The organism is Pseudodesulfovibrio hydrargyri, assembly GCF_001874525.1.
Lineage (GTDB): Bacteria > Desulfobacterota > Desulfovibrionia > Desulfovibrionales > Desulfovibrionaceae > Pseudodesulfovibrio > Pseudodesulfovibrio hydrargyri.
Map to the genome: position 1 here is coordinate 2,605,116 of NZ_LKAQ01000004.1, position 22,080 is coordinate 2,627,195.

Below are 22,080 nucleotides of genomic sequence, written 5' to 3' on the forward strand. Positions count from 1 at the left end.
GATCACGCCGCAAGGCAGGTTCATGTTTATGTGGAGCAAGTTCAATCAGCGCATCAACGCGGGCGGCGCGGCCCGGTACGCCCTGGCGGCGGCCCTGGCCCTCGTCCTGCTGTCCGTGCCCGTCATGACCGGCGCGGCCAAGGGCAACCGGTGGAAGGGGTTGGTCAGGAGCGTGGCCTGCGTCAAGGGGCCGGAGGTCCTGCTGGGCGAGATCGCGGACCCGGTGGACGACGCGGCCCGGCGCCAGTGGCCGACGCTCTCGTCCATCAAGCTCTGGAAGGCCTCGGACCGCCTCGGCCATGTGGTCACCGTGCCCCGGGACAAGATCGCCCAAATCCTTAAATACTACATGGGCGACGTGGCGGACAACCTGGCCCTGCCGAGCCAGCTGACGGTGCAGACCGGCGGCCGGGTGATCGACGAGGCCGAGCTCACGTCACGGATCGTCGCCTTTTTGACGCCTCGGGCCAAGGACCTGGGCGGGGACGTGAAGTTCAAGACGCTCCAGATGCCGCATTATATCTTTTTCCCCAACGATTACGACAAGCTGGTCGTCAGCATGAACGACGACCTCGAGCCCGGCCGGAACGAGATCGTCCTGAGCGGCATGACCCCGGACGGCAAGGTGGTTTCACGCCGGTCGGCCGTGGTCTTCGCCGACGTCTGGAAGGCCGTGCCCGTGGCCGCGCGGCCCTTGAACCGCATGGAGCGGCTGACCCGGGAAAAGGTCACCTTCCGGCGCATGAACATGGCCTACAACCGCGACGTCTGGGACGGCACGGGCGGGCCGTGGCGCATGGCCCGGACCCTGGGCCGGGGCCAGGTCTTCACCATGTCCCACCTGGAGCCGGTGCCGCTGGTCGAGCGGGGCGAAATGGTCAACCTGGTCTACAACGGGAACCGTATCCGGCTGTCGGTCAAGGCCGAGGCCATGGGCGAGGCCGGAGTGGGCCAGCAGGTGGAAGTCCGCAACACGCAGAGCAACAAGATCATCCTGGCGACCGTCGTGGACGGCGAGACCGTGGTCGTCAGGTAGACAAGGAGCATCGTCATGAGACGCTATTTTCTGATGGTCATGGCCGCCATTCTGTTGGCCTCGGGCTGCGCGCGGAAATACGAGAACGAGCCCATGCCCGTGCTCACGCCGCCCGCCTACGAGGAGCAGGACCCCGCGTCCAACCCCGGCTCCCTCTATGATTCGAACCGGTCCGAGTTCCTGTACGACGACAACCGCGCCAGCCGCGTGGGCGACATCGTTCTGGTTCAGGTGGAGGAGACCGCGAACACCAAGATCAAGTCCGAGACCACGGCCGACAAGTCCAATGACATCAACACCTCGGTCACGGCCATGCCGACCACCGGGCTGATCGGCAGCGTGCCTCTGGCGGGAACTCTGGGGGCCAAGGCGGGCATGGGCATCGTCGCCAACCAGTCCTCGGAGTTCGAGGGCACCGGCGAGACCACCCAGGAGTCCAACTTCGAGGCCACGGTGGCCACGCGCATCGTGCGCAGGCTGCCGGGCAACATCCTGCAGGTGGAGGGCGCGCGCCGTATCCGGGTCAACAACGAGACCCAGTTCCTGGTGGTCCGCGGCCTGATCCGCCAACGCGACATCTCGTCGGGCAACACCATCCCGTCCACCAGCCTGGCCGAGGCCCAGATCGAGATCTACGGTCAGGGCGTGCTGGCGGACAAGCAGCGGCCCGGCTGGCTGTCGCGCATCCTGGACAACATTTTCCCCTTCTAGCCTGAGCGGCTGGGCAACATAGTTGAAGAAATAGAAGAGGTTTGAGGAGTGAATGCCATGACCCTGAATGAACGCATCAACCCCGTGGACACCGGCGAAGCGGCCCGGACCCTGATCCTGGCGGCCCTGTTCGTCACGCTGGTCCTGTATCTGGCCTTCGTGTTCGCCCCGGCCGAGGCCCGGGCGGCCCGGCTCAAGGACATCGCCAGCTTCAGCGGGGTGCGGACCAACGAACTGGTGGGCTACGGCCTGGTGGTCGGCCTGGCCGGCACGGGCGACGGCACGTCGAGCACGTTCACCATGCGTTCCATGTCCAACATGCTCGAGAAGATGGGCGTGGAGGCCAACCCGGACGACCTCAAGCCCAAGAACGTGGCCGCGGTCATGGTCACGGCCAAGATGCCGGTCTCGGCCAAGCCCGGCTCCAACCTGGATATCACGGTCTCCTCGTTGGGCGACGCCAAGTCCCTGCTCGGCGGAGTCCTGCTGGTCACGCCGCTGAAGGGTCTGGACGGGCGGGTCTACGCCGTGGGCCAGGGCGCCCTGACCATCGGCGGCTTCAACGTGGCCGGAGCGGCCGCCAACGCCCAGCAGAACATTCCCACCGTGGGCCGCATTCCCAACGGCGCGGTGATCGAACGCAGCGTGCCCTTCAAGTTCAACAACCAGGACCACATGACCGTGAACCTGGACGTGCGCGACTTCGGCACGACCATGCAGGTGGTCAACAAGATCAACGCCAGCATGGGCGGCCAGTTCGCCAGGGCCAAGGATATCTCGACCATCGACCTGGAGCTGCCCGACCGGTTCCGGGGCAACATGGTCCCGCTGATGGCCTCCCTGGAGGACCTGGACATCTCGCCCGACGGCAAGGCCAAGGTGGTGGTGGACGAAAAGACCGGCACCGTGGTGCTCGGCCAGGACGTGCGCCTGAGCCGCGTGGCCGTGGCCCACGGCAACCTGCAGATCGTGGTCTCCGAGACCCAGCAGGTCAGCCAGCCCGGCCCGTTCTCGGACGGCGAGACCGTGGTCACGCCCCAGACCGACATCCAGGTCCAGGAGCAGAACAAGCAGCTCATGCTCATGGAGGGCGCCACCCTGCAGGAGCTGGTCGACGGCCTGAACTCCATCGGCGCGACCCCGCGCGACCTCATCTCCATCATTCGTACCCTCAAGGCGGCGGGCTCCCTGCACGCCGAAGTGGAGGTTATCTAGCATGATCGACAGCACCATGGACCCCCGACTGGCCGCGCAGGTGGCCGACACCCAGGACCTGGCCCGGTTCAAGTCGCAGATGGACGGGCTCAAGAAGAACCTGTCCGGCGCGGATCCGGACAAGCTGGGCAAGCTCAAGAAGGCCTGCCAGAATTTCGAGGCGGTTTTCATCGGCAAGCTCTGGGAGCAGATGAAGGAGTCCGTGCCCAAGGAGGGCTACCTGCATTCCAAGCAGGAGGACAGTTACATGTCCATGTTCAACCGGGACTTTTCGGAAAAGATGGCCCAGGCGGGCGGCATCGGGCTGGCGGACATGATCTATGACCAGCTCAGCCAGAAGCTCAAGCAGGCCAGCCAGGAGACCCTGTCCGGCGGGGTCGAGATCAACCCGGTCAAGGAGGAGGGCATCCCCCTGAAGCGGGACGCCGAGCCCATCGCCCTGAACCGCGACAAGGGCATGACCCTGGAGGACTGGGGCGGTGACTCGGCGGTCGACGATTCCAGAGGGGCGGCTCCTCTGGAGGCGTCCGACGCGAAGGGGCGGACCAACGATCCGACCGGCGTGTTGAGCGACGCGGAGGTCAGGACCCGGCTCGATGCGCTGACCCACAGGCTTGAGGCCCGGCGCATCCGCGAGGGACTGTCCGGGGCCGCGCAGAGAGGCAGGCGCAACGGCTACACGGCGGAAGGAGCCGGGGACGGCGAGGTTGGCCGGAAACTTGCAGAAATTGGGTGAGCTCTTGGGAGCGAATTGGGACGAAAATCAAGATTTATTAAGTGAATATAACCAATTATTCATGATGAGGTAGCAGGATGATCCGTCTGATAGAGGAAAATTTGGTCCGCCAGAACAAGGCCATGCTGCTCATGCTCTTGCTGCTCGAGGAAGAATTTTCCCGCCTCACCCAACTCAAGCCCCAGTCCGTTTCCCGGGTGGAGCTGTCCATCCAGGAACTCATGCGCCAGGTGGCGGGCGAGCGCGTCTCCCTGCGTCGTCTTGTCGCCCGGGTGGAGCCCTCGGCCCAGCGGGTCCGGGATATCCTGCCCGGCCTGGACGAGGAGGAGGCCGGGGCCATCACCCAGCTTCTGAAGCGGCTCGACGAAACCGAGCAGAAGTGCGGGGTCCAGGCCGCCAAGAACCAGCAGCTGGCCATGGCCCTGTTCGACCAGTCCAAGGGGCTGCTCGACTTCATGCACAACCAGATCAAGCCCAAATCCACCACGACCTACGGCCGGACCGCCCGGTTCGCCAAGGGCATCAATGACGCGCGCCTGCTGAGCGGGAGACTGTAATGTCCTTCGGAGCCAACTCCATCCTGGACATGGGCCGGTGGGCCCTGTTCGCCTCGCAGGTCCAACTGCAGGTCACGGGCGAGAACATCTCGAACGTGAACACCGAAGGCTATTCGCGCCGCTCGGTGAATCTGGAGGAGGGGCCCTACATCGACTACTCGCCCGGCCAGCTCGGCACGGGCGTGAAGGCCACGGAGGTGGTACGGCATTTCGACGAGATGGTCGAGGCCATGTACCTGGGCCAGTCCTCCCTGAGCAGCATGTGGGGCAATCTCTTCGAACAGCTCCAGGGCGTGGAGAACCTGCTCAACGAGTCCAGCGGCAGCGGCGTGAGCGATGCCCTGTCCCAGTATTTCAACTCCTGGAACGAGGTCTCCCAGCGGCCCGACAACTACGGGGCGCGCCAGACCGTGGTCAATGACGCGGCCACCCTGATATCCACCCTCAAGGCCGTGGACACCAACCTCTCGCTCATGCAGGAGCGGATCAACGGCGAGGTGGCGGCCCAGGTGGCCGAGGCCAACAGCCTGATGCAGGACATCGCCTCCCTGAACCGGGAGATCCAGGTTCATGACGTACCCGGCCAGAACAACTCCAACACCCTGTACGACGAGCGAGCACGCAAGGTCCGCGCCCTGGCCGAGCTGGTGGACATCAAGACCATCGACAACGGCGGCGGCAACTTCACGGTTCTGACCCAGTCCGGGCAGACCCTGGTGGACGCGGAGAGCGCCTTTTCCCTGGACTTCCGGGCACCGGCCAAGGTCGAGGACCTGCGGCCGGACTCCACATTCGACGGCAACATCTATTTCGACGGCAACGACGACTTCGAGTACACCATCGAGTTCGTGTCCTCCAACGCGGGCGACCCGGTGGGGCAGGTGGGCTCGGGAGCGGGGGCGGCGCAGTTCCGGGTCTCCCTGGACGGCGGCGTGACCTGGCTGGCCAACGAGGACGGCAGCACGCGCTATTTTTCCGCCCGGGAGTACGACGACCGGGTCAACGTCGAAGGACTGCAGATCTGGTTCGGCTCCAACGCCGGGGCTCAGGGCTCGCCCTCGGGCACCTTTGTGGACGGCGACCGGTTCATCATCAGCCCGCACCAGGGACTGTACTGGGTGCAGAACACCTCCCACGCCGAGGAAATCACCCCGCAGCTGCATTTCAACGGCGAGGAGAACACCCAGCGGCTCACGGGCGGTTCCATCGCCGCACTGCTTTCCTTCCGCGACAACTATGTGGGCAAGTACCGGTCCAAGCTCGACGAACTGGCCGGATCGGTTATTTGGGAGACCAACCGCCGACACAGCCAGGGTGCGGGACTGCAGGCCTTCACCGTGGCCGACGGCACCTACCAGGTGGACTACACCAACAAGGCGCTCGCCAGCGACTCCACGGGGCTGGCCTTCGGCGACAAGCTCCAGTCCGGCAGTTCCTTCATGTATGTCTACAACGCGTCCACCGGCCTGCTGGCCTCGAGCGCGGCTCTGGATTTCGACGGCAGCGGCGGAACCTTCAACCCGGAGATTCACACCCTGGAGGACGTGCGCGACGCCTTCAACCGGACCTATGCCGGGGCCATCAACGCCACCATCGTCAACAACAAGTTGCGCCTGGAGGCCGAGGACGGCTACACCTTCGCCTTCGGTACGGACTCGGCGGGGCTCTACGCCGGCCTGGGGCTGAACACCTTCTTCAAGGGGGAGGACCCGAACTCCATGGCCATCAACGAGAAGATATCCGGCGACCTGGATTATCTGGCCACGGGTCACGTGAACGGTGCCGGGGAGATGAACTCCGGGGACAACACCACGGCCCTGTCCATGTACGCCCTGCGCGAGGCCAACGTGACCACCTCCACTGCCGTGGAGGGGACCACCTCGCAGACCATTCTCGACTATTACAACGGCATCGTGGGCAACGTGGGCACGGACACCAATCGGGCCAAGTTCAACCAGAATTTTTATCAGACCCTGGCCAATGACCTGGATGAACGCCAGCAGGAAATCTCGGGCGTCAACCTGGACGAGGAGATGAGCGACCTGATCAAGTATCAGGCGTCCTACACGGCGGCGGCCAAGCTCATCACCACGGCGGACCAGATGCTTCAGACCATCCTTTCGCTTAAACCGTAGGCCGGAGAAAAGGCTATGCGCGTAACACAACAGATGCTTTTCAATCGCTACGTGTACAATCTGAACACGTCGCTGAGTTCGCTCATGGACCTGAACATCAAGGCCCAGACGCAGAAGGCCATCAACAAGCCCAGCGACGACCCCACGGGCATGACCCGCATCCTGGACCACCGCGACACCCTGCGTTCGCTCGACCAGTACGGGGAGAACATCTCCACGGCCAAGGGCTGGCTGGGCAGCGCGGACGAGGCCCTCATGCAGGTCTCGACCATCCTGACCCGGGCCAAGGAGCTGGCCACCCAGGTGGCCACCGGCACCGTGGATGCGGACAACCGCGAGCAGGTCAGCTACGAGATGCGCTCCCTGTTCGAACAGCTCATCAGCCTGTCCAACTCCGATTTCGAGGACAAGTCCATTTTCGCGGGACACAAGACCGACGGCGCGGCCTTCAAGCAGATCATGTGGCTGACCACCAACGACGAGGACTTCGGCCGCAACGCGGAGTTCACGGTCAACGGCTCCTCGGACACCACGGTCCTGGTACAGTACTACGACACCACCGGGGCCACCCCGGTGGGCGGCAACATGAACCTGTCCGACCCCAACCTGGGCGTGCGCTACTCCATCGACGGCGGGCGCACCTGGAAAACGGACGCGACCATGAATTTCACGGGCACCGAAGGGGTTCTGAACCTGCCCCAGAGCGGCACCAGCGTGAGCTTCCACGGGGATACCGCCATCAAGGTCAACGATCCGACCGACGTGGCCGTGTCCGACGGCACCTGGATGTGGATCAGGCCCTCGGCCCAGTACGTGGGCGACGACGAGGACGCGCCGCCGCAGGTGGATTCCCTGGGGCCGGGGGTGGGCCTGCTTTCGGCCGCGGCCTCGGGCTCCTTCCTGGACACCAACGTAACCATCCGCATCGACAACCAGTCGGCCGTGACCATGGACCAGGCGATCCAGTACTCCTACAGCCTGGACGGCGGCATCAACTGGGTGACCGGCAACGTGGCCCAGGCCGACACCTCGGCCAACGAGGCGGTGCTGTCCGTAGCCAACGGCGGCATCCTGACCCTGACCTCCAACGGCTCCAACCAGCTGCGGCCGGGTCAGCAGTTCGTCATCCACCCGCGCGTGGCGGCCATCAACCTGGACGTTTCGGACAGCGAGCAGATCCAGGTCAACCACGTGGGCAAGGACATCTTCGGCGGCATCTACATGGACCCGGACGTCATCCTGTCGTCCAACGGCTCCATCCTGACGCTGGGCAGCCTGAACGCCAGCCGGGCGTTTCTTTCCAACGGCGCACCGAACATGGCCCTGTCCATCCAGGGCCAGGACGAGGACTCCATGAATCTGTTCGAGGTCATGGGCAACCTGGTGGCTTTTGCCGAGACCAACAACCAGACCGGCTGCCAGCAGTCCCTGGCCAACCTCGTCAAGGCCCAGGAGCACATCGTCAACTCCATCGCCGTGGTGGGCGGCCGACAGAACCGGCTGGCCATCAGCGAGAACATCGTGGACGGGCTGACGCTCAACGAGAAGTCCCTGCTCAGTTCCATCGAGGACGCTGACGTGTCCGAGTTGATGACCGATCTGGCCCAGCAGCAGATCGTCTACGAGTCCGTGCTGCGCTCGACCTCCATGATCATGCAGCTCAATCTTTCGAAGTTTATATAAATTAATAAAATAATGCACTTTACTTGCGGGTGAACCTCATGTAGTCGGCAAGGCGTATGCCGCGTGAAAAGCGGACAAGCCGAAGGAATGACTTGGTAACGAAATGTTGATTCTGACCCGGAGACCGGGAGAAAGCCTCTATTTGGGCGACAATATCAAGCTGAAGATCCTGAGCGTTCAGGGAAAGCAGATAAAGATCGGCCTGGATGTGCCCGAAGACATGACCGTCTATCGGGAAGAGGTCTATTTGAAGATCAAGGAACAGAACCGGCAGGCGCTGGAAGTCAACCAGCAGGACCTGCTCGCGGCGGCGGCGCTATGGCAAAAGAAAGAACGCAAAAAATAATGACCCGGCTGGGCGAGCGGGAAATCCTCTCCGACTCCATCCTGTATTTCCCCCGCGGACTGGTCGGGCTCGAGGACAAGCGTGAGTACACGCTGCTTCCGGTCAGGGAAGGGGATTCGCCGTTTTTGCTGTTGCAGTGCATCACCGACCCGGGACTCGGGCTCCTGGTGGCCGATCCCTACAGCTTTATCGACGACTATGACGTGAAGATCGAGAATCCGGACCGCAAGGTCCTGAAGGTGGAGAACATCCGGCAGCTGGCCATCCTGGTGACCGTGACCATTCCACAGGACAAACCTGAAGACACCACCCTCAATCTCCAGGGGCCGATTGTCATCAACACGGAGACGAGGATAGGTCTTCAGATTCCTCAGACGGAAGCGGGCTATCCCACGCACTTCCGGCCGATAGGGTCCTGATCGTTCGGTCGCTGCCCTCTCGTGCTAAACGAAGAGATCGAGGTCGTCGCGAATCAGGTTCGCGGCGGCCTTTTTCAGGTCGGGCCGATAGGTTCCGTCCTTGACCTTGCGCTTGAGCTCGTCCACCTTTTCGCGGCGGACGTCGGGCGCTTCCTTGGCGGTCTGCAGGGCGGTGCCCCGCAGCCGGGCCTCGGACGAGAGAACCACACGGTCGGCTGCTTCCCCGGAAGTCTTCACGCTTTCCTGCGTGCTCCTGGCTTCCTTGGCTTCCGGCCGTTCGATCTTCTTGTTTGCGTAAGGGTTTTGATCCCCCACGATGTTTCTAATAACCATGTCGTACCTCCCGTTGGGGACGGGGTCATCAAAGCATGGTGCCATCCACCTTTGACAATGCTATTTCCCACAGTCTCCGCAAGACCTTGCTCCTCTCGGAACCTTCCACGTCCCGCGGCCCCTGTGGCGTCTCCCTGATTATCTGAACGTCGCCTCCGTCGAGCGGGTACTCGAACACGTACCGGCCGTCGAACTCGCTTTCCAGCTGGTCCAGAACCGCCTGGACCACCGGCGAGCGCTCGGAATTGACGATCAGGTTTTCAATGACCTCGTGAGCGATGCGCTGCACCAGCTCCCGGCGCTTGGCCTGCCTGGCTATGTCGTCCGGGGGCTCCGCACCGCCCATCGCCTGCCTGAAGCGTGCGAGACGCTTCGCGCTCGTAAGCTGCTTTCCATAGGTGCGCAGCATATTGCGAACATTGGTGGACGATGCATTCACGGTATTTCTCCCTTCCTTGAATGATACGATCGTCCCCGTTCAAAAAAACTTTAGGGGGAAAACGAAAAAAAAGCCAGAAAAGCCGGTCGGCCAAGGGGCGGGAAAAGGACCGTCCAGGGGAAAAAGGTTGGATGTTTCTCGGAATTTAAATAAAAATACCGATCATGAAACGCACCGTAGGGAAAATGCTTATCGTGAGCAAGCCGGGCGATCAGGCCGCCGAGGCTGTGCGCGAGGCCATGGCCGGGTTCCTGGACGAAAGGGGGGTGCCCTTTCAGACCTGCGAGCACCGCCCGGACGCTCCCCGGAAGTCCTGCGAGAACGAGGAACGGATCAGCGGCCCCTTCGACCTGGCCGTGATCCTGGGCGGGGACGGCACCTTCATCGGCGCGGCCCGGCGGCTGCTGCGTTTCGGGGCTCCGCTCATGGGCGTCAACCTCGGCCGGGTGGGTTTTCTGCCCCAGCTGGAGCGCGACGGGTGGCGTCCGTGGCTTGAGGACGCGCTGGACAACGGGTTCAGCGCCGAGCCGCGCCTGGTCCTGAAGTACGCCGTGTTGCGCGATGGCAAGGAGATGGCCGACGGACTGGTCATCAATGAACTGGTCGTCAGCCGGGGGGAGCTGGCCCGGCTCGTCCGGCTGGAACTGGCCTATGACGGCATCGGCATTTCCTGCCTGCGGGCGGACGGGCTGATCGTGTCCACGCCCACCGGCTCCTCGGCCTACGGGGCTTCGGCCGGCGGCCCCCTGGTCCACGCCGGGCTGGCGGTCTGCTGCGTGATCCCGGTCTGCCCCTTCCAGAGCAGCTTCAGGCCCATGGTCTTTCCGGCGGACGGAGTGATCACCGTGCGCGTCCGGGAGCAGGCGGGCGAAGTCAACCTGACCGAGGACGGCCAGACCGCCGTTAGGCTCGCACCGGGCGACGAGGTGGTCGTGGAGAAATCGCCCGCCGACCTGCTGGTGGTGGACCTGGGGCAGGGCGCATATTTCGAGAAATTGAAGAAACACGGTTTTCTGACCGAGAGGTGAACATGGGATTGGCCAAGGAATTCGATTCGGTCCTCGACATCAAGTACGGGCTCGACCCCGCCCTGGACGCGCTGCTGCTCCACTTCATGTCGGAAAATCACCTGGAATACACCATCGATCCGCTGAAGAACGCCTCGGAAGAGCAGATGCGCTTCATGGTCGCGCTCGAGGAAGGGGAGTTCTACGCTCCGTGCTCGGACTGGATGTTCACCATGCTTCTGGACCAGCGGCTGCCGGATCGGCTGCTCGAAAAGTATCTGGAGCAGTGGAAGCGGTTCCTCCACCTGTCCCGCGACTTCTGCTCGGACCGGAAGATGGCCCGCCGGTTCATCCAGCTGGCCCGGCACAAGTTCCGCATGGTCCTGGCCTCGCCCATCCTCATGCCCTCGCGGCTGATGAAGTGGTTCATCACCATCTTCATGACCCAGTCCGGCATCGACGATCCCTACCTGCACATCCGCCGGGGGCTCAACCGGCGGGCCGCCGAGATGGTCGAGAGCCCGGTGTTCGACGAGATGGTCCACGGCAGTCCCGTGGACATCGATGTCGGCGTCAGGACCGATGATCTGCGCAACCGGCTCGACCGCCTCGAGATCGAGCGGCTCATGCGCATCGCCACCTTCACGGATCACTGGAACCCGGAGATGTTTTCCCTGGACGGGCTGCGCGCCTCGGGCCTGGCCGAGGAGGTGCGCGAGGGCTCGGACCTCCTTAACCCGATGTTCGAGCGGCTGGGCAAGGACGGGGAGCAGCGCCGCCGCATCCTGTATCTGCCCAACCGGGCGGGCGGCATCCTGTTCGACCTCAAGGTGGTCAAGGCCCTGCTCCGGCTGGGGCACCGCGTGGTCATGGCCCTCAAGGAGGGGTTCTATTTCGACCATCCGACCTTCTGGGACCGGGACTCGGACCTGGAACTGGCCCAGGCCTTTGAAGGGGCGCATTTCGTCAGCGAGGACAAGTTGTCCAAGAACGAGCTGCTGGCCGTCATGGCCCGCCATCCCTTCCTGGTCATCTCCGACGGCACGCGCGAGAAGTTCAACCCCTACCGGACCTCGGTGACCTTTGCCCGGGCCTGGAAGGAGTGCGACCTGATCCTGGCCAAGGGCGAGGACACCTACGACCGTTTGATCCTCAACTCCCATGAGTTCACCCGGGACATCCTCAGTTTCCGCAGGGACGAGCGGGGCGAATTTCACGTCCATTTCCGGCCCAAGCCCGAGCGGGTGCTGATCTTCTCCGAGCAGTACATCAGCGGCAAGGCCGAGGAGATCATCCGGGAGATGCGTCAGGCCAGGGCCCGGGGCGAGACGGTCATGTTCTACTCCGGGATCATCGGCTCGGTGCCCGGCCAGACCAAGGAGGCCATCGAGGTCATCACCACCTACGTCAACCACCTGCGGGGGCAGCTGGACGACGTGTACATCATCAATCCCGGCGAGCACTTCGAGGAGGGCATGGACGCCGACGACCTGATGTTCATGTGGGAAAAGGTCCAGCGCAGCGGGTACATCAATGTCTGGCGTTTCCAGACGTATTTCGATATTGAGAAGAGCTTCGAGTTGATGGGGCGCAAGGTGCCCCCGGTCTGGACCGGCAAGGACTCCACCTATTCCACCGGCTGCACCAAGGAAATGCACATCGCCCTGGACGTGCAGCGGGCCCATCCCGAACTGCAGATCATCGGCCCCAACCCAGAGAAGTTCTTCCGCAGGCGGGAGTACGGGGTGGGCAAGTTCTGCGACGTGGCCATCGACTCGTGCGGCTAGGAACTTCAAACGGCGCGGTACCCATGCGGCATGCTTTCAACGACATACGGCCCTCCCTGTGGCGGGCGTTCCGGCTTTTGCTGGCCGTGGCCTGCCTGGCCGCGCTGCTGTCGTGCGTCAAGTCCGGGCCGCTCTTCGGGTCCAAGGCGGCCGCGCCGGTCGAACGGGAGACCGCCGCCCAAAAACCGGCTGGCGGAGAAACCGCCGTCGAGGCCCCCGAAGCCGGGAGCACCGAGGGTGCCGAGATCGCGGAAGAGGACGCCGACGCCGTGGCCGCGCTGTCCGTCGGCGAGAATTGCCTGTACCGTGACGGAGCGGTGCGCCGACTGACCCTGCGGCCCGTGCGCGAGCCTCTGTCCATCCCGGCCTGCGACATGTTCTTCCCCCTGTCCAACGTGGAGGGAGCGCAGAACATGGCCCGGCTGGACATCAGGAGCCAGGGGCTCGACACTTGGCGCGCCCTGGAAGGACCGGTCCAGCGCAGCCTGGAATACGCCCTGAACATGCCGGCCAACGAGCCCGCCCTGGCCCGGCCCGGCATGTCCCTGACCTGGGGCCAGGTGGTCCGCTCCCTGGAGGAATTTCTTGACCTGCTGCCGCACCTGGACGCGGACCCGGACCTGCTGGCCCAGCGCTTCGTCTGGTACGGCATGCGCCAGAAGCCGCTCATGACCGGCTACTACACCCCGGAGATCGAGGCCAGCCTGACCCGGCGGCCCGGCTACGAATACCCCATCTACGGCGTGCCCGAGGACCTGCGCTACGGCCCGGTGCGCGGCCGCTACCGGTTCTACCGCGTGGACAAGGGGCGGGTGCTGTCGTACTACAGGCGCGGCGACGTGGACCTGCGCAAGGTCCTGTCCGGCCGGGGGCTCGAGATCGCCTGGGCCAAGGACCCGGTGGACGTCTTCTACATGCAGGTGGAAGGGTGCGGGCGGCTGCGGCTGCCCGACGGGACCACCCGCAACGTGCTCTACGGGGCCAAGAACGGCCACGGCTTCCGCTCCCTGGGCCGCATCCTCCACGCCAAGGGGCTGCTCCCGGACGGGCACCTGGCCAAGGAGGACGTGAAACGGTATTTCGACAAGCATCCCGAACGGATGTTCGAGCTCATGGCCGAGAACCGGAGCTACGTGTTCTTCCGCCTGGAGGACTCGCCGCCCGAGGGGACCATCGGAAAGCCGTTGACGCCGATGGTTTCACTGGCTACAGACCGGAAGCTCCTGCCGCTCGGCAGTCTGTTGGCCTTCGAGGCCGAAATTCCCGAGGCCCGGGACGGCCGCCCCGCGGGCAAGCGCAAGGTGTCGGGCATCGGCCTGGCCCAGGATACGGGCACGGCCATCCAAGGCCCCCATGTCGATTACTACATAGGCGAGGGCAACGCGGTGGCGCCCATTGCCAGCAACATCAAGACCGAAGCCACCGTATACCTCCTCATAAGCAAAGAAGCACTGATCAATGGCTGACATCACACACGATTCCATCAAGAATACCATTCGGGACGCCGTGGCCCACCAGATTCGGTCCGTCATGGACTGGCATTTCGGCGAGCCCGTGTACGAAGGCAATCCCGCCGACGATCTGGCCGGGCTCGAGGGATTGCGAGAACTGGTGGCCCGCCAGCACTGGGCCAACTTCCAGCTCTGGCACGTCGAGGACCGCGCCCGGCGCAAGGACGTGGACGCCCGCGTCATCGCGGACTGCAAGTACGCCATCGACAAGCTCAACCAGAAGCGCAACGACCTCATCGAACGGGTGGACGAATGTCTCATCTCGGCCATGGAGCCGCTCCTGCCCATTGATGCCCAGGAGCGGTACAACACCGAGACCGTGGGCGCGGCCCTGGATCGGCTGTCCATCCAGGCGCTCAAGATTTATCACATGAAAGAGCAGTGTTCGCGCAAGGATGTGGATGAAGAGCACATCCAACAGTGCGACAACAAGGTCGGCGTGCTCAAGCGACAGCACAATGATCTGGAACGGGCCATTCTGGAATTGGTCGACGAATATTTCGCCGGGACCAAGAAGCCCAAGGTCTATTTCCAGTTCAAGATGTACAACGACCCCAAGCTCAACCCGGAACTCTACGGAAACAAGAAATAGGGGAGCTCCCATGTCCCGGTACGAAACCGTCATCGGCCTCGAAGTCCATGCCCAGATGAAAACCGAGAGCAAGATATTCTGCTCCTGCTCCACCAAGTTCGGAAACGACCCCAACGAGAACGTCTGTGCGGTCTGCTCCGGCATGCCCGGCGTGCTGCCCGTGCTCAACGAGAAGGTCGCCGAATACGCGACCAAGGCGGGACTGGCGACCAACTGCGAGATCAACCTCAAGTCCGTGTTCGCGCGCAAGAACTACTTCTATCCCGACCTGCCCAAGGGGTATCAGATTTCCCAGTTCGAACAGCCCATCTGCGAGCACGGCCATGTGGACATCGAGGTGGACGGCCGGAAGAAACGCGTGGGGTTGACCCGCATCCATATGGAAGAGGACGCGGGCAAGAACATCCACTCGGCGGCCGACAACGCCAGCTTCGTGGACCTGAACCGGACCGGCGTGCCGCTCATCGAGATCGTGTCCGAGCCGGACATGCGTTCGGCCGAGGAGGCCGTGGCCTACCTCAAGGAGCTGCGCTCGGTGCTGCTCTATCTCGGCATCTGCGACGGCAACATGGAGGAGGGCTCCTTCCGCTGCGACGCCAACGTATCCATCCGGCCCTTTGGCCAGGAGGAGTTCGGCACCCGCGCGGAACTGAAGAACCTCAACTCCTTCAAGCACATCCAGAAGGCCATCGAGTACGAGGTGGAACGCCAGATCGACCTGGTGGAGGACGGCGATAAAGTTGTCCAGGAAACCCGGCTGTACAATGTGGACAAGGGCACGACCCACTCCATGCGCGGCAAGGAGGAGGCCCACGACTACCGCTATTTCCCGGATCCGGACCTGGTCCCGCTGGTCCTGGAGCAGGCCTGGGTGGACAAGTGGAAGTCCGAGCTGCCCGAACTGCCTTCGGCCAAGCGCGAGCGGTTCATGGCCGAGTACGGCCTGGCCGACTACGACGCGGCCCTGATCACCAACGACCTCGCCGTGGCCGACTATTTCGAGGCCGCGGTCAAGGCATATGCGGGCGACGCCAAAAAGGTCACCAACTGGGTGGCGGGCGAACTGCTGCCGTTCTGCCACGAGAACGGGTCCGAAGCCTGCGAGGTCAAGCTGACCCCGGAAAAGCTGGCCGCGCTGCTCGCCCTGGTGGACGACGGGACCATCTCGGTCAAGATCGGCAAGGACATCTTCCGCGACCTGTGCGCGTCCGGCGACGACCCGGCCGAATACGTCAAGGCCAAGGGGCTGGTCCAGGTGTCCGACACCTCCGAGCTCGAGGCCATGGTCGACAAGGTCATCGCCGACAACCCGTCCGAGGTCGAGGCTTTCAAGGGCGGCAAGACCAAACTCATGGGCTTCTTCATGGGCCAGGTCATGCGCCTGTCCAAAGGCCAGGCCAACCCCGGCGTGGTCACGCAGCTGTTTACGAAGAAACTTTCGTGAGGAAGACCGGGGGAAAACTTTTGAGAAAGTTTTCCCCCGGCCCCCCTTTCAAAACTTTTTGTCGCCACGCCGCCAGGGAGTTTATAGGGGAAAGTCCATTCCTCAAGGCGGCGTGGGGGTGCGTTTCCGTACTCTATTTCTATGGACGGAGAGTGGTGCCCGCACCATTCGGCGCATACGAAGAATCTCGTTGACCTCGATAGCATCTGCGCCGCGATAAAAAGTTTTGAAGGGGAGTCCAGAGGGGAAACTTTTCCAAAAATTTCCCCTCTGGCCGCCGGAGGCAACCAAAGATGACCGAACACATTCAGTATTCTCCCGAGAAAGACGCCCTGATCCTGCTTGACCAGCGTTACCTGCCAAACCGGGAGGACTGGTTCGAGTGCAGGACCACGGACGACATCTGCTACGCCTTGGTGGTCATGGTCGTGCGCGGCGCGCCGGCCATCGGCGTGACCGCGGCCTACGGCTGCTATCTGGCCGGGCGCGAGGTGCAGGGGATGGACGGCGACTGGAAGGCGAACCTGTCGGCCAAGCTGGACCAGATCCACGACGCCCGGCCCACGGCGGTGAACCTGCGCTGGGCCGTGCGCGATATGCGCCGCGTCTGGGACGAGGCGGGTGACGTCTCCCTGGAAGGACTGCTGGGCATCTGGCTCGAGCGGGCCAAGGATATCCACGCGGGCGACATCGAGATGTGCGAGCTGATCGGCAAGTTCGGCGGCGAACTCATCGACGACGGGGACACCGTGATGACCCACTGCAACGCGGGCGCGCTGGCCACGGCCGGGTACGGCACGGCGCTGGGCGTGATCCGGGGGGCCATCGACCAGGGCAAGAAGGTCTCGGTCATCGCCAACGAGACCCGGCCTTTCCTTCAGGGCGCGCGGCTGACCGCGTACGAGCTGCACAAGGACGGCATCCCGGTCAAGGTGGCCTGCGACAACGCCTGCGCCCTGCTCATGAAGCGCGGCCTGGTGGATAAAGTCGTGGTCGGCGCGGACCGGATCACGGCCAACGGCGACGTGGTCAACAAGATCGGCACCTTCGGGGTGGCCATCATCGCGAAACGGTTCAACATCCCGTTCTATGTGGCCGCGCCGGTGTACACCATCGACCCGGAGACGCCGACCGGGGACGACGTGCCCATCGAGGACCGCGACCCGCGCGAGGTGACGCACATCGGCGACCACCGCATCCCGCCCGAGGGGGTGGAGGTCTACAACCTGGCCTTCGATCCCACGCCCAACGAGCTCATCGCGGGCATCATCACTGAAAAGGGCGTGTTGTACCCGCCCTATGACCTTGCCATCAAGAAATTGTTCATGTAATGCTCTTCTCAAGGTATGGTAACAATGGGGCGAAACCGCGCTGCGGTTTTGTCCCATTTTGTGTTTTGGGAATATATTGTTCTAATAGACAATTTTCTCCCGACCGGTAATAAACAGGGGCACAATACAGACCGTCAAGGATGGGTTCAGCATGAAGATGAAAAGCGTCAATACCGCCATTGCTCTGTTGATCGCCGCCAGCATGGCCATATCGGTCCTGGCCGCCGTAACCTGGGTCAACCATGATACTCGGCAGACCGTCTTCAACGAGGGCAAGGAGTCCATGAACAACATGGTCGCCCAGACCATGACCGCATTGGACAACTACATCGTCCAGACCGACGAGATGGCGCATATGCTCGCCTCGCAACAGGCCGTGGCCGACGCTCTGGCCGGGCGGGACGCCCTGCCCGCGTCCGGGCTGTTCAAGGATTTCATGGCCACTTCCAGCGGCTACTGGGCGGCCTTCGTCTTTGACCGCAACGGCCAGGTGGTGGCCGGGTACAATGCCAAGGGGCAGGACATGACCGGGGCGGACCGCAGCTCGCGCGGGTATGTCAAGGCCGTCCTGTCCGGCAAGTCGGACCATTTTCTGTCCAACGACATCCTCATATCCAAGAGCGGCGGCGGGATTCTCATCTTCGCCGCTGCCAGCGTGGTCCGCGACCACACGGGCGAGATCATCGGCGGGGTGGGCCTGTTTCCCAAGTGGGAGCATTTCACCTCCAAGTTCGTCGACCCCTTCCGCGTGGCGGGCAGCGGATACGCCTACATGCTCGACCACAAGGGACGGATGATCGCCCACGCGGTGAACAAGGACCTGTACCTCAAGGACGTGTCGGACCTGGAGTTCGTCAAGATCGCCCTGAGCGCAAAGACGGGTGAGGCCACCTATACGTGGGAGGGCCGCGAAAAGTATATGGTCTTCAATACCGCGCCCACGACCGGCTGGAAGGTGGTCATGAGCGCCTACGAGGACGACCTGGCCGCTGCGGCGCACAACCAGCGCGACAAGCTGGCAGCCGGCGGCGCGGCCCTGGGCGTCCTGCTGGTGACCGTGCTGATATTCGCCATGCGCCGGACCATCATCAATCCTGTGAAGAACATCCTGGAATACGCTTCCGAGGTGGCCGGAGGGAACCTGCAGGCCCGCCTGGAGGGCCGATACCGGTTCGAACTCCAGTCCCTGGCCGGGCAGATCGAAGTCATGGTCCGGGAACTCAAGAACAAGCTTGGCTTTTCCCAGGGCGTGCTCAACGGGCTCTCCCTGCCGTGCAGCATCCTCGGGCCGGACCACAAGCTGATCTGGGTCAACAAGCAGATGATGGAGATGGTCGGCCGTACCGGTTCGCCCGAGGACTATATTGGGGTCTCCGGCGGCTCCTTCTTTTACGACGATGAGAGCGACGACAGAGAGGTCTTGTCCGACCAGGCCATCCGCGAACAGCGGCGGAAAGAGGCCGAGATCGAATACGCCAGGGTCGGCGAATCCAAGAATGTGCATGTGGTGACCACACCGTTTTACGACATGGACGGCGAGCTGCTCGGTGCCCTGGGCATCTGGATCGACATCACGGAGATCCGTGCCCAGCAGAAGCAGATCGAGGAGCAGAACGGGCGGATTTCCCAGGCCGCGGCCGAAGCCGAGGAGGTCTCCCAGCGGCTGTCCAGCGCCGCCGAGGAGTTGTCCGCCCAGATCGAACAGGCCAAGAATGGCTCCGACACCCAGCGGAGCCGGGCGCAGGAAACCGCCACCGCCATGGAGCAGATGAACAGCACGGTGCTGGAGGTGGCGCAAAACGCCAGCTCCGCCGCCGAGGAGGCGGACACCGCCAAGCAGAACGCCCAGGATGGCGAGGACATCGTCCGGCGAATGATCGAGGCGGTGGGAGGGGTCCAGGCCCAGGCCGACAACCTCAAGACCTCCATGGAGGAACTGGGCAAGCAGGCGGCGGACATCGGCCAGGTTCTCGAGGTGATCACCGACATCGCTGACCAGACCAACCTCCTGGCCCTGAACGCGGCCATCGAGGCGGCCCGCGCGGGCGAGGCCGGGCGCGGCTTCGCGGTGGTGGCCGACGAGGTCCGCAAGCTGGCGGAAAAGACCATGACCGCCACCAGCGAGGTCGGCAACGCCATCTCCAAGATCCAGGCCATGACCCGGGACAACGTGGCCGCCACCGAAAAGGCGGTCTTCTCGGTCTCGCAGAGCACGGAGCTGGCCAACGATTCCGGGCGGGCCCTGGCGGAGATCGTCGGCCGTGTCGAGGTGGCCGCGGATCAGGTTCGCGCCATCGCCACCGCCGCCGACGAGCAGTCCGCCACAAGCGAGGAGATCAACCGGGCCACGGACGAGATCAACCAGATCGCGATCGAGGCCTCCCAGGTCATGGATCAGGCCTCCAACGCGGTCCTTGAGGTGGCGACCATGGCCTCCCGGCTGAATGGCATCATCGAATCCATGGGCGGGTAGTCCGCCGTCCTTTTAGGGAATGCCGGGATTAATGGACTCGACATTCAAATGAAGATAAGGTAACCCCCGCGCTTCCCGCCCTTGGAAAGCGCGGGGTTCACGCATTACCGCGCCATCAAACACCATCCGGAGCCGAACATGCTGCCGATCGTCGCCCTGGTGGGCCGCCCCAACGTGGGCAAATCCACCCTCTTCAACCGACTTCTGAGGAAGTCGCGGTCCATCACCCACGACCTGCCCGGGGTGACGCGCGACCGCATCTACGGCGAGTGCATCATGGGCGAGACCCGGTTCGACCTCATCGACACCGGCGGCATGGTCCTGGAATCCGAGGCCACGCCCGAATTGTCCAAGGACTTCGAGGACGAGATATTCGAGCAGGCGCAGGAGGCCATCAATGAGGCCAACGCCATCCTCTTCGTGGTCGACGGCAAGGAGGGGCTGACCCCGCTGGACCAGCAGGCGGCCGAGTACGTGCGCCGCTCCGGCAAGCCGGTGATGATGCTGATCAACAAGGTGGACGGCAGCGAGTTCGAGGCCGAGATGACCGCCGAGTTCCACTCCCTGGGCATCGAATTCCTGCCCGTGTCCGCGGCCCACGGCTACAACCTGCACGGGGTGCGCGACCGGGTCCGCAAGTTCGTCAAGGGGTTGGGGCTGCCCGAGGACACGGACGACGGGGTGGAAAAGGGGCTTCGGCTGACCATGCTCGGCCGTCCCAACGCGGGCAAGTCCTCGCTCATCAACGCGCTCATCGGCAAGGACCGGCTGATCGTTTCGGACGTGGCCGGGACCACCCGCGACTCCATCGACGTGACCTTTGAGAAGCAGGGCAAGCGGTACACCTTCGTGGACACGGCGGGCGTGCGCAAGCGGGCCAACATCCAGGACCATCTGGAGAAGATCAGCGTTATCCGGGCGCTCAAGAACTCCAAGCGGTCCGACGTGACCATCCTGACCATCGACATCACCCTGGGCGCGGGACGGCAGGACAAGCGGCTGATCGAATTTCTGGCCAAGGAGAAGACCCCGTTCATTGTGGTCGTCAACAAGGCCGACCTCATCCCCAGGAGCGAAACCAACCGCGCGCTCGAGGCGTTCAGGGAGGAGCTGCGCCTGATCCCGCACGTGCCCATCGTCATGACCAGCGCGGTCAAGGGGCTGGGCATCGGCAAGCTGCTGCCTCTGGCCGAGACCCTGCGCCGGGAGTGCGAAATACGGGTGGGCACCGGCGAGTTGAACCGGGCCATGCAGGCCGTGCTGGAGAAGCTGCAGCCCCCGGTGGTCAAGCGCAGGCGGCCCAAGTTCTACTACGTCACCCAGGCGGACGAGCCCATCCCGACCTTCGTCTTTTTCTGCAACGACCACACCATCGTCAAGACGTCCTACGTGCGCTACCTGGAGAACCAGTTCCGCAAGCTGCTCGGCATCAAGTCCGCGCCGGTGAACATCGTGTTCCGCTCCAGCCACGACAAGAAGGAGTGGGAAAAGGCGCGGGGCATCTCGTCGCTGGGCAAACGCGGCCCGGGCCGCGAGCGCATCGGCGGGGCCAAGACGCGCCGCCACGAGGAGAAGTACAAGGCGCTCAAGAGCAAGCGCCGCCGCGAGGAGCGCGAGAGCAAGGATGCCCAGGGCGGCAAGGGGAAAAAGGGTAAATAGGGCTCATCTTTATTGACAATCCGCGCGGGAAAAGTGTAGACGGACTTTCCTCAATGCGAACCGCGTCTTTACGCGCGCAAAGAGTTTGGAGAAGTGGCCGAGCTGGCTGAAGGCGCACGCCTGCTAAGCGTGTTATGGGTGTAAAGCTCATACGAGGGTTCAAATCCCTCCTTCTCCGCCAGACAGAAAGGGGTTACGTGATATTCACGTAACCCCATTTTTTATGCTCTGTGCGGGTTGTTCATTCCATTTGAGTGGGAAGGGCGCATGAGCGTTAAGCTTTTTCCGCCAAACATGATGGATAGACCATAAGAGGCAACAAATATGAATTACGACGTATTGTTCCATTTCGACCACGATCCCCAGGCCTTGGGTATCGCTTTCAGCAACATCAGGAATTACCTGAACGCCTTTCCCGAGGACAGGCCCGCCGTGGTTCTGGTGGTCAACGGGCCGGGCGTGCGGTTGCTGGACCGCGACGGCGAGCACGCGGCGCAGATCGGCGAAGTGCTCGCCCTCGGCGCGGTGGTCAAGGTCTGCAACAACGCCCTGACCCATTTCGGCATAGATCCCGAGCGGCTCTGCCCGGGCTGCGAGGTGGTCCCCGCCGGGGTGGTGGAGATCGTGGAGCTGCAGCGCAAGGGGTTCGCCTACGTGAAGCCCTAG

20 protein-coding genes and 1 tRNA gene are annotated in these 22,080 nt (G+C 63.3%); 19 read left to right on the top strand and 2 right to left on the bottom strand.

From position 1 onward, the window contains the following. The first annotated feature begins 22 nt into the window (after window positions 1-22). From flgA to fliW, 9 genes are all read left to right on the top strand, one after another. Window positions 23-1,036, top strand: coding sequence for a flagellar basal body P-ring formation chaperone FlgA (gene flgA / locus BerOc1_RS16460; protein ID WP_071546849.1), 1,014 nt, complete (start codon window positions 23-25; stop codon window positions 1,034-1,036). 15 nt (window positions 1,037-1,051) lie between these two features. Next, entirely contained in the window at window positions 1,052-1,747 is a 696-nt protein-coding gene (locus tag BerOc1_RS16465; protein ID WP_071546851.1) for a flagellar basal body L-ring protein FlgH, read from the top strand. A gap of 57 nt (window positions 1,748-1,804) precedes the next feature. Beyond that, on the top strand, window positions 1,805-2,962 hold the full coding sequence (locus BerOc1_RS16470) for a flagellar basal body P-ring protein FlgI (protein WP_071546853.1): 1,158 nt from the start codon (window positions 1,805-1,807) through the stop codon (window positions 2,960-2,962). Between the two features lies 1 nt (window position 2,963). Further along, a complete protein-coding gene (locus BerOc1_RS16475; RefSeq protein WP_071546854.1) occupies window positions 2,964-3,698 on the top strand; it encodes a rod-binding protein in 735 nt (244 codons plus the stop codon). Window positions 3,699-3,775: 77 nt separating this feature from the next. Next, window positions 3,776-4,255, top strand: a complete 480-nt coding sequence (flgN, locus tag BerOc1_RS16480) for a flagellar export chaperone FlgN (RefSeq protein ID WP_071546856.1) — start codon at window positions 3,776-3,778, stop codon at window positions 4,253-4,255. Then, window positions 4,255-6,390 (top strand): flagellar hook-associated protein FlgK, encoded by a 2,136-nt coding sequence (gene flgK, locus BerOc1_RS16485; RefSeq protein ID WP_071546858.1) that lies wholly within the window; start codon window positions 4,255-4,257, stop codon window positions 6,388-6,390. The genes flgN and flgK overlap by 1 nt, the downstream gene beginning before the upstream one ends. A 15-nt stretch (window positions 6,391-6,405) precedes the next feature. After that, window positions 6,406-8,073 (top strand): flagellar hook-associated protein FlgL, encoded by a 1,668-nt coding sequence (gene flgL / locus BerOc1_RS16490; protein WP_071546859.1) that lies wholly within the window; start codon window positions 6,406-6,408, stop codon window positions 8,071-8,073. A gap of 103 nt (window positions 8,074-8,176) precedes the next feature. Further along, window positions 8,177-8,419: a carbon storage regulator CsrA gene (csrA, locus tag BerOc1_RS16495; protein ID WP_071546860.1), complete on the top strand. Its 243-nt coding sequence runs from the start codon at window positions 8,177-8,179 to the stop codon at window positions 8,417-8,419. Beyond that, entirely contained in the window at window positions 8,419-8,838 is a 420-nt protein-coding gene (gene fliW / locus BerOc1_RS16500) for a flagellar assembly protein FliW (protein WP_371912970.1), read from the top strand. Before csrA ends, fliW begins: the two co-directional genes overlap by 1 nt. Window positions 8,839-8,862: 24 nt before the next feature. Here the strand turns inward: fliW and flgM are convergent, their stop codons facing one another. Both flgM and BerOc1_RS16510 read right to left on the bottom strand, forming a co-directional pair. Next, a complete protein-coding gene (flgM, locus tag BerOc1_RS16505; RefSeq protein WP_071546862.1) occupies window positions 8,863-9,171 on the bottom strand; it encodes a flagellar biosynthesis anti-sigma factor FlgM in 309 nt (102 codons plus the stop codon). A gap of 28 nt (window positions 9,172-9,199) precedes the next feature. Further along, window positions 9,200-9,610 (bottom strand): DVU0524 family FlgM-associated protein, encoded by a 411-nt coding sequence (locus BerOc1_RS16510; RefSeq protein WP_341349797.1) that lies wholly within the window; start codon window positions 9,608-9,610, stop codon window positions 9,200-9,202. 185 nt (window positions 9,611-9,795) lie between these two features. Between BerOc1_RS16510 and BerOc1_RS16515 the strand changes: the two genes are divergently transcribed. From BerOc1_RS16515 to BerOc1_RS16560, 10 genes are all read left to right on the top strand, one after another. Further along, the gene (locus BerOc1_RS16515) at window positions 9,796-10,638 is read left to right on the top strand and encodes an NAD(+)/NADH kinase (RefSeq protein ID WP_242653025.1); all 843 of its coding nucleotides are present in this window, start codon (window positions 9,796-9,798) and stop codon (window positions 10,636-10,638) included. A gap of 2 nt (window positions 10,639-10,640) precedes the next feature. Then, window positions 10,641-12,404: an ARMT1-like domain-containing protein gene (locus BerOc1_RS16520; RefSeq protein ID WP_084641653.1), complete on the top strand. Its 1,764-nt coding sequence runs from the start codon at window positions 10,641-10,643 to the stop codon at window positions 12,402-12,404. 23 nt (window positions 12,405-12,427) lie between these two features. Next, window positions 12,428-13,870 (top strand): MltA domain-containing protein, encoded by a 1,443-nt coding sequence (locus BerOc1_RS16525; protein ID WP_071546864.1) that lies wholly within the window; start codon window positions 12,428-12,430, stop codon window positions 13,868-13,870. Further along, window positions 13,863-14,507 carry a DUF4254 domain-containing protein gene (locus BerOc1_RS16530; RefSeq protein WP_071546865.1) on the top strand — a complete coding sequence of 215 codons (645 nt, stop codon included), beginning with the start codon at window positions 13,863-13,865 and terminating at the stop codon, window positions 14,505-14,507. The genes BerOc1_RS16525 and BerOc1_RS16530 overlap by 8 nt, the downstream gene beginning before the upstream one ends. Before the next feature lie 10 nt (window positions 14,508-14,517). Further along, window positions 14,518-15,951, top strand: coding sequence for an Asp-tRNA(Asn)/Glu-tRNA(Gln) amidotransferase subunit GatB (gatB, locus tag BerOc1_RS16535; RefSeq protein ID WP_071546866.1), 1,434 nt, complete (start codon window positions 14,518-14,520; stop codon window positions 15,949-15,951). A gap of 293 nt (window positions 15,952-16,244) precedes the next feature. After that, window positions 16,245-17,282, top strand: a complete 1,038-nt coding sequence (gene mtnA, locus BerOc1_RS16540) for an S-methyl-5-thioribose-1-phosphate isomerase (RefSeq protein WP_071546867.1) — start codon at window positions 16,245-16,247, stop codon at window positions 17,280-17,282. Window positions 17,283-17,433: 151 nt separating this feature from the next. Then, window positions 17,434-19,755 carry a methyl-accepting chemotaxis protein gene (locus tag BerOc1_RS16545; RefSeq protein ID WP_071546868.1) on the top strand — a complete coding sequence of 774 codons (2,322 nt, stop codon included), beginning with the start codon at window positions 17,434-17,436 and terminating at the stop codon, window positions 19,753-19,755. 138 nt (window positions 19,756-19,893) lie between these two features. Then, on the top strand, window positions 19,894-21,414 hold the full coding sequence (der, locus tag BerOc1_RS16550) for a ribosome biogenesis GTPase Der (protein WP_071547165.1): 1,521 nt from the start codon (window positions 19,894-19,896) through the stop codon (window positions 21,412-21,414). Between the two features lie 87 nt (window positions 21,415-21,501). Then, window positions 21,502-21,595 (top strand) — tRNA-Ser (locus tag BerOc1_RS16555). 143 nt (window positions 21,596-21,738) lie between these two features. After that, window positions 21,739-22,080: a DsrE family protein gene (locus BerOc1_RS16560; RefSeq protein WP_071546869.1), complete on the top strand. Its 342-nt coding sequence runs from the start codon at window positions 21,739-21,741 to the stop codon at window positions 22,078-22,080.